Source organism: Streptomyces sp. NBC_01515 (assembly GCF_045040345.1).
GTDB lineage: Bacteria > Actinomycetota > Actinomycetes > Streptomycetales > Streptomycetaceae > Streptomyces.
In genome coordinates, this window is record NZ_CP109416.1 from 10,039,739 (window position 1) to 10,052,161 (window position 12,423).

The 12,423-nt window shown below is 71.9% G+C and carries 11 protein-coding genes; 6 read left to right on the forward strand and 5 right to left on the reverse strand.

Features of this window, described 5'->3' with window-relative positions:
- Positions 1-89: 89 nt before the first annotated feature.
- Entirely contained in the window at positions 90-1,091 is a 1,002-nt protein-coding gene (locus OG407_RS44370) for a zinc-binding alcohol dehydrogenase family protein (protein WP_405866376.1), read from the forward strand.
- A 25-nt stretch (positions 1,092-1,116) separates the two neighbouring features.
- On the opposite strand, the gene OG407_RS44375 is transcribed toward OG407_RS44370, so the two are convergent.
- Entirely contained in the window at positions 1,117-1,611 is a 495-nt protein-coding gene (locus OG407_RS44375) for an FBP domain-containing protein (protein ID WP_405866378.1), read from the reverse strand.
- Positions 1,612-1,697: 86 nt separating this feature from the next.
- Between OG407_RS44375 and OG407_RS44380 the strand changes: the two genes are divergently transcribed.
- Positions 1,698-2,630 carry a DUF3626 domain-containing protein gene (locus OG407_RS44380; protein WP_405866380.1) on the forward strand — a complete coding sequence of 311 codons (933 nt, stop codon included), beginning with the start codon at positions 1,698-1,700 and terminating at the stop codon, positions 2,628-2,630.
- Here the strand turns inward: OG407_RS44380 and OG407_RS44385 are convergent.
- Both OG407_RS44385 and OG407_RS44390 read right to left on the reverse strand, forming a co-directional pair.
- Positions 2,561-3,172, reverse strand: coding sequence for a PAS domain S-box protein (locus tag OG407_RS44385; protein WP_405868918.1), 612 nt, complete (start codon positions 3,170-3,172; stop codon positions 2,561-2,563). The genes OG407_RS44380 and OG407_RS44385 overlap by 70 nt on opposite strands.
- Before the next feature lie 92 nt (positions 3,173-3,264).
- Entirely contained in the window at positions 3,265-3,696 is a 432-nt protein-coding gene (locus OG407_RS44390; protein WP_405866382.1) for a DUF6234 family protein, read from the reverse strand.
- Positions 3,697-3,903: 207 nt separating this feature from the next.
- Here OG407_RS44390 and OG407_RS44395 point away from each other — a divergent pair, with 207 nt between their 5' ends.
- From OG407_RS44395 to OG407_RS44410, 4 genes are all read left to right on the forward strand, one after another.
- Positions 3,904-7,080, forward strand: a complete 3,177-nt coding sequence (locus tag OG407_RS44395) for a cytochrome P450 (RefSeq protein ID WP_405866384.1) — start codon at positions 3,904-3,906, stop codon at positions 7,078-7,080.
- Positions 7,081-7,104: 24 nt separating this feature from the next.
- A complete protein-coding gene (locus OG407_RS44400) occupies positions 7,105-8,070 on the forward strand; it encodes a phosphotransferase family protein (protein WP_405866386.1) in 966 nt (321 codons plus the stop codon).
- Between the two features lie 66 nt (positions 8,071-8,136).
- Entirely contained in the window at positions 8,137-9,426 is a 1,290-nt protein-coding gene (locus OG407_RS44405) for an ROK family protein (protein WP_405866388.1), read from the forward strand.
- Positions 9,427-9,456: 30 nt separating this feature from the next.
- Complete coding sequence (locus tag OG407_RS44410) at positions 9,457-10,107, forward strand: M15 family metallopeptidase (protein ID WP_405866390.1); 651 nt, start codon at positions 9,457-9,459, stop codon at positions 10,105-10,107.
- Positions 10,108-10,121: 14 nt separating this feature from the next.
- Here OG407_RS44410 and OG407_RS44415 read toward each other — a convergent pair whose 3' ends face one another.
- Positions 10,122-11,084: an SDR family NAD(P)-dependent oxidoreductase gene (locus tag OG407_RS44415; protein ID WP_405866392.1), complete on the reverse strand. Its 963-nt coding sequence runs from the start codon at positions 11,082-11,084 to the stop codon at positions 10,122-10,124.
- Between the two features lie 290 nt (positions 11,085-11,374).
- Positions 11,375-12,397, reverse strand: a complete 1,023-nt coding sequence (locus OG407_RS44420; protein WP_405866394.1) for a PHP domain-containing protein — start codon at positions 12,395-12,397, stop codon at positions 11,375-11,377.
- Positions 12,398-12,423 lie beyond the last annotated feature (26 nt).

Here is a 12,423-nt window from a genome sequence, read left to right on the forward strand (position 1 = left end):
TTGACACCGGTTCATCGGGTGTCGCATGGTGACACCAGTTCAACGGGTGTCGGCCGGACTCACCGGCCAGGACAGGGAGCAGGTGCGTTATGCGTGCGGTACGGATCGACGAGTTCGGCGGGCCCGAGGTGCTGGTACCGGTCGAGGTACCCGACCCCGTCGCGGGCCCCGGGCAGGTCCTGGTGCGGGTCGCCGCGGCGGGCGTGAACCGCGCGGACGCCCTGATCAGGTCCGGGAACTACCACCGGGCCGGGAAGCCGCCGCTGATCCCGGGAGTGGAGGGCGCCGGTACCGTCGCCGCGCTGGGGGAGGGCGTCACCGGCTTCACGGTCGGGCAGCGGGTCGTGGCCCTCGACGGCGTCAACTCACCGGGTTTCTACGCCGAGTTGGTGGCCGTACCCGCCACCCAGGTCGCCGCCCTGCCCGACGGGATCGACCTCGCGCACGCAGCCGCCCTGCCCGTCGCCTGGCTGTCGGCCTGGTACTGCCTGCGACACCTCGCCCGGGTCACCAAGGAGGACACGGTGGTCGTGAAGGCCGCCGCGAGCGGGGTCGGCAGCGCGGCCGTACAGATCGCGGCCGAGACCGGCGCCCGGGTCATCGCCCTCGCCGGATCACCCGAAAAGGCGGCCTGGGCAGGGGAGTTCGGCGCCCGGGCCACCCTCGACACGTCCGCCTACCCCGACGACGCGGAGGTCGACGAGGTGCTACGGCTCACCGGCGGACGGGGCGCGGACATCATCCTCGACACCGTCGGCGGCCCGGCCTTCGGGCGCAGCCTGCGCGAGATCGGGCACGGCGGCCGGGTCGTCGCCCTCGCCAATGTCGCCCTGGAGCCGAGCACCGTCGACACCCGCGACTTCTACCCGAAGAACGCGTCGATCCTCGGCTTCCAGCTCACCAACCTCCAGATCCACGGAGGCTACGACCCTCGCGCGGACCTGCGCGAACTCGCCGAGCGGGTGGCCGCGGGAACGTACCGGGTGCCGATCGAGACCGTCGTACCGCTCGCCGAGGCGCGTGCCGCCCACGAGCGGCTGGAGCGGCGGGACAACCGGGGGAAGATCGTGATCGCCGTAGGGCAGGAGTGATTTCGGGCGGGCGGCCGGGCTGACGTCAGACGTACAGCTTGTCCAGGAAGGCGGTCAGATTGCCCACCGTCCGGTCGATCTGCTGCTCCACGGTGAGGCTCTCCTCGATGCGGATGCCCGACTCGGGGATCTTCCGGCCGCGCGCATAGAGGGAACAGGCGAGGTCGGTGCACATGTACAGGCCGACCGAGTTGCCCTCGCGGCCCGCCGCGCCGGCCTTGCGCGCGGTCATCAGGGAGACGCCGCCGCCCGGGTGGGTCGTCACGCACAGCGAACACATGCTCCGGTGCAGAAGGCCGCGCTGTGTGGACGGGAAGCGGAACGTGACGCCGATCAGTCCGTCCGCCCGCTCGGTGACGAGGTAGCTGCGGTCCGGCGCCCCGGGATCTCGCCAGCCCAGGAAGTCCAGGTCGGCCCAGGGTCGGGTGTCGAGATCCCGGGGGATCGCGAGCCGCTTGGCCTCGCCCTTCGAGCAGTTGACGAACGAGTTGCGGATGTCCTGCTCGGTGAGTGACCTCATGGGGGAGTCTCCTGGGGGTGCCTGTTCCAAAACCTAGGGGGTCTAGGTTTCGGTCCAGGGTAGTAAGGCGAGCGGTGGAGGAGCCAATGGATTTCGGGGGCATGGGTGCGCGGCAGGCACGTGCGCTGCGGCATGTGGCCGAGGGTTCCTCGGGTCCGCCCGTCGACCCATGTCTCCGCATCACCCTCAACTTTCACCCCGACCGCACGGCGACAGCGACCGGCCGCCCGATCCTCGACGCGCCGGCCCAAGACGGCACGTACCACTCGCAGTTCGTGACCGGCACCAGCAACGGCGGCCTCACCGCCCGCCCCGGCGGCGACCGTTGGCGCTGGGAGAGCCGGATCTTCGCCGGTGCCTACGACGAGGCGCTCGCCCCTGAGCGACCGGTGTACGGCGCGCTGAACTTCCGGCGCCAAGTGGTGGGCGCGGCACCGAGGTTCGGCTCCTCGCACTTCCGGCTCAGCGGTACGACCCTCGCCCGCGCGACCTTCTGCTACCCGGACAGCGCGGCCGGACCGACCGACTTCGGCGTCGCCCCCGGCATGAACCTGATCGCGCTCGCCGAGGCCGACGAAGACGAACAGGACGCCCTCAACGACTACATCGAGACACAGGTGCACGGCGGTGTAGCCCTCGCCCGGGACATGGAGGCCCTCGTCCTGGACGCGAGCTACCGGGGCACCCCGGTCGAGACGGCCGCCCGGCGCCTGCCCTGCCCAGTCGAATGGCACCCCGGATACCGGCTCACCGTGCGGGAGTTGCACCGGCACGCGGACTACCGGGGCCAGGAGTACGCCGACCTCGGCGCCCGTATCGCCGAGCGCGGTGTCGTCGACCCGCGCGTCATCGGCGACGCGGCCCGTACTGGTCGCTACGAACTCCAGGATCTGAAGATGGTGTGGCACACCCTCGCCCGCTTCGGGGCGCCGGAGGGAGCGGGTACGGCCTACCGTTCGTCGGTGTCCGTGACAGGTACCGGCGGCCAGACCCCGGGCGTCAGCACCCCAAGTGCATAGGCGCGGGCGACCAGTTCGGTGCGGTTCGCCGCGTCCCACCGGGCCGACAATCGGCGTAGGTGATAGGTCACGCCGTCCGTGGTGAGGCCGGTCTCGCGGGCCGCGCGGGCGGTGGTGGCGCCGCCGGCGAGCAGGGCCAGGATGCGGGCCTCGATCGGGGTGGCCCGCGCGGGGGAGTCCTCGCTCGGCCTGTCGGCGCCGGGTTCGCCCTCGCCCTGCACGCGGAGCATGACCAGGAGTGCCGGTGTCTCCTCGACCGTGTCGCTGACCGGGTCGGCCGTCAACTGCCCATAGCGTTCGGTGCCGTTCGGGGCCCGCCACCGTACCGACACCTGGTAGCGCGACCGGTGCCGCAGCCGCAGCGCCTGCGCGATCCGCTCGACCTGGCCGGTCTCCTGCGGCCGGAAGAGGTCGAGTACGTCCCGGCCGCGCAGCCGACCCGGCGTCGTACCGCACTCCGCCGCCATCGCGGGATTGGCGGCCTGCACCGAGCCGTACACATCACACACCGCGACCGGCACCGCCACCCGGTCGAAGAGCATCAGGGCGCGGTTGCGCCACACCACGCCCTCCCTGCGGGTCCAGTCCACCGGCACCTCCTGTCACGCCGTACCCCACTCCGCAATCATGCGGCTCAGGAGCATGTCCCGCTGCCGCTGTAACAGGGCGAGTAGCCGGCTCTCGGCGTGGGCGCGGGGGCCGGATGAGTGCGGTCCCACTCGTGCTGCATACCGGTGAGCAGCGTGAACACGAGGCCCGCGGCGATGAGGTGCGACACCGCCGTCCACGGTGCGCGGGAGAGTGCCGCGAGCCCTGCCAGGGCGAGGAGGACGTAGAGGAAGTGTTCCATCCAGGCGATGTTCGCGAGCGTGGCCGCGTCGATCTTGCCCTGGTCGCCCTGCGCGGCCCAGCCCTCCATGCCGGAGGTGAACATCGACCAGGCGAAGAAGACGGCCTCGCCGACGAACAGGGCGATGGCGGCGAGGATGTCCGAAGCACGAGACGTCCTGTTGGACCAAGGCCACCGGTGGTGCCGGGGCGGATGTTCGTGCAGTACCTGCGTCATGGGCCCACCCTGCCGGGCCGGTCGCGGGGTGCGCATGAGTACGCGCACTCAGTTCGCGCGCCCGACTAGCCGGGCCGGACCGTCGACGCAAGACGCCATCCGTGCTTCCCGCTACACGATTATGTAGTCGCGCGGCGCGGTCCGCCGGGGCGGGGCGAGCACGCTGGAACGCAGTACTTCCGTACCGCGAAAGGCAGTTGTCGCGCCATGCCCCCCACCGCGCCGCACCCCCAGCCCGTCGACACGCTTCCCGGCGTGCCCGTCGTCGACATCACCGCGACCGGCCCCGGTCGCACCCCGATGCAGCAGATCATGCAGCTGATGCGCCGTCACGGACCCGTGTTCGTACGGCGGTTGCACGGGCGGGACTCACTGTTCGTCAGCGATCTGGACCTGGTGACCGAGCTCGCCGACGAGCGGCGGTTCGCCAAGCACATCGGGCCCGCCCTGGAGAACGTCCGGGCCTTCGCCGCCGACGGCCTCTTCACGGCGTACAACGACGAGCCCAACTGGGCCAAGGCGCACGACATCCTGATGCCCGCGTTCGCGCTCGGCTCGATGCGGACCTACCACCCCGTGATGCTGAAGGTGGCGCGCAGGCTCGTCGAGGCCTGGGACCGCGGCGCCCGTGCCGGGCAGCCCGTCAACGTGCCCGACGACATGACCCGGATGACCCTCGACACCATCGGACTCGCCGGATTCGACTACGACTTCGGGTCGTTCGAGCGCGACGAGCCGCACCCCTTCGTCGAGTCCATGGTGCGCTGCCTGGAGTGGAGCATGACCCGGCTGGCGCGCGTCCCGGGCGAGGACCACTCGGCGGCCGACGCGGCGTTCCGGGCCGACGCCGACTACCTCGCCCAGGTCGTCGACGAGGTCATCGCCGCCCGCACCGGCACCGACCAGGGCGACGCCGAGGACCTCCTCGGTCTCATGCTCAGCGCCGAGCACCCGGTCGACGGCACGACGCTCGACACCGCCAACATCCGCAACCAGGTGATCACCTTCCTGATCGCGGGCCACGAGACGACATCCGGCGCGATGTCGTTCGCCCTGTACTACCTGGCCAAGCACCCGGCCGTGCTCCAGCTCGTGCGGCGCGAGGTGGACGCGCTGTGGGGCGACACGGCGGACCCGGAACCGACGTACGACGAGGTCGGCCGGCTCACCTGCACGCGCCAAGTCCTCAACGAGGCACTGCGGTTGTGGCCCACCGCCGCCGCGTTCAGCCGGCACGCGCTGGAGGACACCGTGCTCGGCGGGCGCATTCCGCTGCGTGCCGGGCAGGCCGTCACCGTGATCGCGCCGATGCTGCACCGGCAGCCCGGCTGGGGCGACAACCCCGAGCTGTTCGACCCCTCGCGCTTCACGCCCGAGGCCGAGGCGACCCGTTCCGTGCACGCCTTCAAGCCGTTCGGCACCGGTGAACGCGCCTGTATCGGGCGGCAGTTCGCGCTGCACGAGGCGACCATGCTGCTCGCGATGCTCGTCCACCGCTACCGGCTGCACGACCACGCCGACTACCAACTCACGGTGAAGGAGACCCTCACCCTCAAGCCCGACGGCTTCACGCTCACCCTCACCCCGCGCACCCCCGCCGACCGCGTGCACACTCCGCTGTCGGGTGCGGTCGAAGCCCCGGCGACTTCTGCGGCCGACACCGTCACCCTGCCCGCCCGCGTCCGCCCCGGCACCGCAGCCCTCTTCCTGCACGGCAGCAACTACGGCACCTGCCGCGAGTTCGCCGCCCAACTGGCCGACGAGGCAGCTCTGTTGGGGTGCTCCGTGGAAGTCGCGCCGCTGGACGCGTACGCCGACGGACTGCCCACCGACCGGCCCGTCGTCATCACCTCCGCCTCCTACAACGGCCGCCCCACCGACGACGCCCTCGCCTTCGCCGCCTGGCTGGAGGAGCCCCACGACCTCACCGGCGTGACCTATGCCGTCCTCGGCGTCGGCGACCGCAACTGGGCCGCCACCTACCAGCACATGCCGACCCGCATCGACGCCCGCCTCGCCGAACTCGGCGCCACCCGTCTGACCGACCGCGCCGCCGCCGACGCCTCCGGCGATCTCACCGGTGCCGTACGGGAGTTCACGGCCCGGCTGCGCACGGCGCTCCTGGAGACGTACGGCGATCCGGACGCCATGGACGTCGAGCGCATGGAGGAGATCTCTGCCTACGAGGTCCGCACCCTCACCGGCGGTCACCTGGACGCCCTCGCCGCACGGCACGACCTCGTCCCGATGACCGTCACCGAGGCCCACGACCTCACCGCCCCCGGCCACCCACGCCGCAAGCGGTTCGTCCGCGTCGCCCTGCCGGACGGGACCGCCTACCGCACCGCCGACCACCTCACCGTCCTGCCCGCGAACGCCCCAACCCTCGTCGAACGCGCGGCGGCAGCCCTCGGCGTCGACCTCGACACCGTCCTCGACATCCGCCCGGCCCGCCCGCGTCGCGACGGCCTCGCGGTCGACCGGCCTGTGACGGTACGTCAACTCCTCACCCACTACGTCGAGTTGCAGGACCGTCCGACCGTCGGCCAACTGGTCGCGCTGGCCGCCGCCAACCCCTGCCCGCCCGAGCGCACCGCCCTGGCCGCCCTCACCGACGACCCGCGCACCTTCGTCGAACTCGTCGAGGACCACCCGGCGTTGCGCGGTGCCCTGGACTGGCCGACGCTGCTGGACCTGCTCACCCCGCTGCGCGCCCGGCACTACTCGATCTCGTCCTCACCCGCCGTCGACCCCGGCCACGCGGACCTCATGGTCTCCCTGTTGGAGGCCCCGGCCCGCTCGGGCAAGGGCGTCTTCCGGGGCACGGGCTCCGGCCACCTCAACACCGTCGCACCCGGCGGCACGATCCACGCCCGCGTCCAGCCGTGCCGCGAGGCCTTCCGGATCGACGACTCCACCCCGGTCGTGATGATCGCGGCGGGCACCGGCCTCGCCCCCTTCCGCGGAACCATCGCCGACCGTACGGCCGCCCTCGCCTCGGGCGCCGAACTCGCCCCGGCCCTCTGCTACTTCGGCTGCGACGCCCCCGACGCCGACTACCTCCACGCCGACGAACTCCGCGCCGCCGAGCGCGCCGGAGCCGTCTCGCTCCGCCCGGCCTTCAGCGCGGCCCCGGAAGGCGGAGTGACCTTCGTCCAGCACCGCGTCGCCGCCGAGGCCGACGAGGTGTGGGCCCTGCTGGACGCCGGTGCCCGGGTGTTCGTCTGCGGCGACGGCTCGCGCATGGCACCGGGCGTGCGCGAGGCGTTCCGTACCCTGTACCGGGACCGCACGCCCGGCGCCGACGACGCGGCGGCCGAGCGGTGGCTCAACGCACTGATGGCGGACGGGCGTTACGTCGAGGACGTGTACGCCGCCGGCTGACCGAGAGGGAGAGGTGGGCGTACGGTGACGGACTCCTCGGAGCGAGCCCGACAGGTACTCCGCGCGGCGGGCATCCCGCCCGGCGACCTCGCCCACCTCCGCCCCCTCGGCGGCGGCACCTACAACACCGTCGAGGAACTCACCCTCACCGACGGCACCCGCTACGTCCTCAAGACCGCGCCCACCGCCCCCGGCCTGGCCCACGAGCGCCAACTCCTCATCTCCGAGGCCGACTTCTACGGCGCCGCCGCCAAGGCCGGGGTGGCGGCGCCGCGCGTCGTGGTCCTCGACGGCGACACCCTCCTGATGACGCTGTGCCCCGGCGAACCCTGGGACGACACCCTCACCGATCCCGAAAACACCGACCTGCGCACGGAGTTGGGGCGCCGGCTCGCCCGCCTGCACGAGATCACCGGCCCCGGCTTCGGCTATCCCTCCGGCGCCCTCGGCCCCCTCGCCCCCGACTGGCGCACCGCGTTCAGCACGCTCTACGACGCCGTCCTCGACGACACCCGCCGCTACGGGGCCTGGCTGCCGATCCCCGTCGACGACATCGCCCGCACGGCCCGGTCGGCGTACGGCGCCCTGGACGAGGTCACCGTCCCCCGCGCCGTCCACTTCGACCTGTGGCAGGGCAACATCCTGGTCGACCGCACGACCGGAACGCCCCGTGTCGGCGGTCTCGTCGACGGCGAGCGCATGTTCTGGGGCGACCCCCTCGCCGACTTCGTCTCCCTGGCGCTGCTCGGGGACATCAGGACGGACGAGTCGTTCCTCGCGGGCTACCGGGAGGCAGGCGGGCGGGCCGTGTTCGACCGGTCGGCCAGCCTCCGCTATGCCCTCTACCGCAGCTATCTCTACCTGATCATGCTCGCGGAAGCAGTCCCCCGGGAGTTCGGCGAGGAAGAGAACCGCTGGCGGCGGGAGAAGGTCGGCCCCGAGCTCCTCGCAGCCCTGGGAGAGATCGACGAGACGGCTTCCACCACGTAGTGTGCATTCCATCGCCCCTTAGTTCAGGGCGTGAATTAAGAGGGTGCGGGGTTCGGAAGGAGCCACATGGCGGGGCGGAACGGGCGCACGGTACGCGACCTCAGGCGGGCCAACCGCACGGCCGTGCTGCAACGGCTGTACTTCGACGGACCCCTCAGCCGCTTCGAACTCGGCCCGGTGACCGGGCTCAGTTCCGGCTCGGTGAGCAACGTCGTCGCGGACCTCGTCGCCGACGGTCTGGTCGAGGAGGCCGGCAGCGTCGACTCCGACGGCGGCCGTCCCCGCACCCTGCTCCAAGTCGCCCCGCACAGCGGCCACATGATCGGCGTCGACGTCGGGGAGACCCGCGTCCGCGTCGAGGTGTTCGACCTCACGCTCACCGAACTCGCCCGTGCCGAACGCCCGTTGGAGCAGCAGCGCTACGAGGTCGAGGTCATCGTCGGCCACATCCGCGACGGCATAGCCGAGGTCCTCGCCGCCGCGGACATCGCACCGGAACAGCTCCTCGGCGTCGGTATCGGCGTCCCCGGCATAGTCGAGCACACCCCGGACCGCGGCGCCGTCGTGCACGGCCAGACGATCGGCTGGGACGCGGTCCCCCTCGAAGAGCTGCTCCGCTCCACCTCCCAACTCCCCGACGCAGTCCCGTACTTCATCGACAACGGCGCCAAGACCCTCGGCCAGGCGGAGATGTGGTTCGGCGGCGGGCGCGGCGCGCGCAACGCGATCGTCGTCCTCTTCGGCTCCGGTGTGGGTGCCTGCCTCGTGACCCCCGAGGTGGAGAACGGCCGGGCCGTCGAGTGGGGGCATCTGACCGTACGGGTCCGCGGTCGCCGTTGCCGCTGCGGCGCCCTCGGCTGCCTGGAGGCGTACGCGGGCGCCGAGTCGCTGCTCGACCGCTGGCGCGAGCAGGGCGGACGCCCGCCCGAGGGCACCGACGAGGAGACCGCGATGACCGCACTGCTGGTCGCCGCCTACCCGCCCGAGGGCACCGAGGCCGACCCCGTCGCGCTCGCCGTCCTGGAGGAGACCGCCGAATATCTCGGCGCCGGACTGTCCGACCTGATCAACCTCTTCCAGCCCGAGCGCATCCTGATCGGCGGCTGGGCCGGTCTCCAGCTCGGCACCCGCTTCCTGCCCGCCGTACGCCACCACGCCACCGCGTACGCGCTGCGCCATCCCGCCGGACGCGTGACCATCGAGCTGGGCCGTCTCGGCCCCGACGCGGTCACCGTCGGCGCCGCGATCCTTCCCCTCGCCGACTTCTTCGCCCGCGGCGGCCGTCGGGCCGAACCCGAACCTGAGGGCCCGCCGCCCGCCTGGCGCACGGCACTTGAGGAACGAGCCCCGCACTGAGCGGACGGGCGGTTGGGGGATGATCACCCCATGAACGAGATCATCCTGATGTCCGACGCCCGGGTCGCCGCCATCCCCGTAGCGGAGTGCGGGGAGCCCCTCGTCGATGTGAGCGACGTACTGCTGGTCGACGACCGCAAGAACGACAACGGCGCCGAACTCCACCTGCGCCAGGGCGTTTTGGACCGTCTCCTGGAAGCGGAAGCCCTGCTGCCCGACGGCCTGCGCCTGCTGTTCGTCGAGGGATACCGGCCGCCGGTCCTCCAGCGCCGCTACTTCGAGGGTTACGGCGACGAGCTGCGCGCCGCCCACCCGGACTGGTCCGCCGACCGCATCCGGTCCGCCGCCAGCCGCTATGTGTCGCCGCCCGAGATCGCCCCGCACTCCGCGGGCGCGGCCGTAGACCTGACCCTCGCCGACGCGGACGGCCGCGAACTCGACATAGGCACTCCGATGAACGCCAACCCGGAGGAGAGCGGCGGGGCTTGCTACACCGGCGCCGACAACATCACCGCCGAGGCCAGGACCCACCGCGCCGTGCTGGGCAAGGCGCTCGGCGCGGTCGGCCTGGTCAACTACCCGACGGAGTGGTGGCATTGGTCGTACGGAGACCGCTACTGGGCGCTGATGACCGGCGCGCCCGCCGCCCTCTACGGACCGAAGGACCTCGACCTCTCGTGAAGCTGTGTCTGAAACTATCCGGCAAACGCGTCCACACCGGTTAGATCGGCGGACAGCTTCCACAGACGGGCCGCCTGCTCGGGATCCGTCGCCCAGGACTTGACGCCGATGCGCTCGCCGTCGGCGGGGGCGGGTTCGGCGATGTCGCAGTCCTCCAGATAGACACCGCCGAGGCCGTCCAGCTGGGGCGAGGTCGCGGCCCAGACCTGGGTGGCCGCGCCCTGCTCCGGGGTCTTGAAGGCGTCCGGATGCAGCAGGTTGCCGTCCTCGTCGATCCAGCCGCGCTCCACCATCTCCTCGGTGGCCAGGTGGCGTTGGAGCGGCGTGAGGATGCCGCCCGGGTGGAGCGCGAAGGCCCGTACGCCCTGGTCGGCGCCCAGCCTGTCGAGGTGGACGGCGAACAGGACGTTCGCGGTCTTGGCCTGCCCGTAGGCCTCCCACTTGTCGTATCCGTGGCTCCACTGGATGTCGTCCCAGCGGATACCGGAGTTGTGGTGGGCGCCCGAGGACACCGAGACCACCCGCGCGCCGCCCGCCGCGATCGCCGGCCACAGCCGGTTGACGAGGGCGAAGTGGCCGAGGTGGTTGGTGGCGAACTGCGCCTCCCAGCCGGGCCCGACCCGGGTCTCCGGGCAGGCCATGATGCCGGCGCTGTCGATCACGAGGTCCACGGTGCGGCCGGAGGCGAGGAAGCGGTCGGCGAAGCCGCGCACGCTCTCCAGGTCGCCGAGGTCCAACTCGTCCAGCTCGACACCGTCGAGCCCGGCCACGGCCTCGCGCGCGGTGTCGGGACGGCGGGCGGGGACGACGACCCGGGCCCCCGCCTTGGTGAGCGCACGGGTGGTCTCCAGGCCGATACCCGAATAGCCGCCGGTGACGACGGCGAGCTTCCCGGTGAGGTCGATGCCCTTCAGGACGTCGTCGGCGGTGCTCTTCGCGCCGAATCCGGAACCGATCTTGTGCTGTGCAGTGGTCATACCGGAACGCTACGAATTGGAGTGCGCTCCAAGTCAAGGATCCAGGTCAAGGATCCAGGTCAAGATGAAGCCCCGACCGCGACGGGGGAATCACGGCCGGGGCGGCCAAAGGGTGGGCACGGAAGGCGGTCGCCTCGCGGCGAAAGGCTCCACAGGGCTTCAGCCGAACGATCGTCCCTGTGGGCGGAGGTTGAGGCCCGGGGACACTGTTCCCTCCGCACCCACGGTCTGTCCAACGGCAAACTACCGGCGAGTGTTCCTGTGCGACCAGCCGCAGGCGGTGATGTGCATCACTTGCCATTGGTCCAGTCCAGTAGCGCGTCCACCGACCACGTCGTCACCACCCGTTCGGCGGGCACCCCGCACTCCTCGGCCCGCGCGCAGCCGTTGATCTGCCAGTCGAGCTGACCGGGCGCGTGCGCGTCGGTGTCGACCGCGAACAGCACCCCGGCGTCCACGGCCTTGCGCAGCAGCCGCCTCGGCGGGTCGAGGCGCTCCGGACGGCTGTTGATCTCCACGGCCGTACCCGACTCGGCGCACGCGGCGAACACCTCGTCCGCGTCGAAGACGGACTCGGGCCGGGCGGCACCCCCGTTCCGCCCGATCAGCAGCCGCCCGGTGCAGTGCCCGAGGATGTCCGCGTGCGGATTCCGTACGGCGGCCACCATGCGGCGGGTCATGGCGCGGGCGTCCATGCGCAGCTTGGAGTGCACGGAGACCACGACGACGTCGAGCCGTTCCAGCAGCTCCGGTTCCTGGTCCAGCGAGCCGTCGTCGAGGATGTCGCACTCGATGCCGGTGAGCAGCCGGAAGGGCGCCCAGGACTCGTTCAGCGCCGCCACCACGTCCAGCTGTTGGCGCAGCCGGTCCGGGGAGAGTCCGCGGGCCACGGTCAGCCGGGGGGAGTGGTCGGTCAGCACCGCCCACTCATGGCCGAGCCCGGCCGCCGTACGGCCCATCTCCTCGATCGGGCTGCCGCCGTCCGACCAGTCGGAGTGGAGGTGGCAGTCGCCGCGCAGCAGGGCGCGCAGTTCTTCGCCGCCGGGGCCGGACGGGGCGGGGGCCTCGGCCTCCAGTTGCTCCAGATAGGCGGGGACCCGCCCGTCCAGGGCCTCGCGGACCACCTGCGCGGTCTTCGGGCCTATGCCCTTGAGGGACTCCAGCGTGCCGGCCGCCGCGCGTTCGGCGACCTCGCCCTCGGGGAGGGCCGTCAGGACCCTGGCCGCCGTACGGAAGGCGCGTACGCGATAGGTCGGGGCCAGGGAGCGTTCCAGCAGGAAGGCGATCCGGTCCAGCGCCTGCACGGGATCCATCGAGCCTCCTCCCGCGGGCGGTCCCC

Coding starts and splice junctions, on each gene's coding strand:
- OG407_RS44370 (WP_405866376.1), top strand. CDS start 90: ATGCGTGCGGTACGGATCGACGAGTTCGGCGGGCCCGAGGTGCTGGTA.
- OG407_RS44375 (WP_405866378.1), bottom strand. CDS start 1,611: ATGAGGTCACTCACCGAGCAGGACATCCGCAACTCGTTCGTCAACTGC.
- OG407_RS44380 (WP_405866380.1), top strand. CDS start 1,698: ATGGATTTCGGGGGCATGGGTGCGCGGCAGGCACGTGCGCTGCGGCAT.
- OG407_RS44385 (WP_405868918.1), bottom strand. CDS start 3,172: ATGCTCTTCGACCGGGTGGCGGTGCCGGTCGCGGTGTGTGATGTGTAC.
- OG407_RS44390 (WP_405866382.1), bottom strand. CDS start 3,696: ATGACGCAGGTACTGCACGAACATCCGCCCCGGCACCACCGGTGGCCT.
- OG407_RS44395 (WP_405866384.1), top strand. CDS start 3,904: ATGCCCCCCACCGCGCCGCACCCCCAGCCCGTCGACACGCTTCCCGGC.
- OG407_RS44405 (WP_405866388.1), top strand. CDS start 8,137: ATGGCGGGGCGGAACGGGCGCACGGTACGCGACCTCAGGCGGGCCAAC.
- OG407_RS44410 (WP_405866390.1), top strand. CDS start 9,457: ATGAACGAGATCATCCTGATGTCCGACGCCCGGGTCGCCGCCATCCCC.
- OG407_RS44415 (WP_405866392.1), bottom strand. CDS start 11,084: ATGACCACTGCACAGCACAAGATCGGTTCCGGATTCGGCGCGAAGAGC.
- OG407_RS44420 (WP_405866394.1), bottom strand. CDS start 12,397: ATGGATCCCGTGCAGGCGCTGGACCGGATCGCCTTCCTGCTGGAACGC.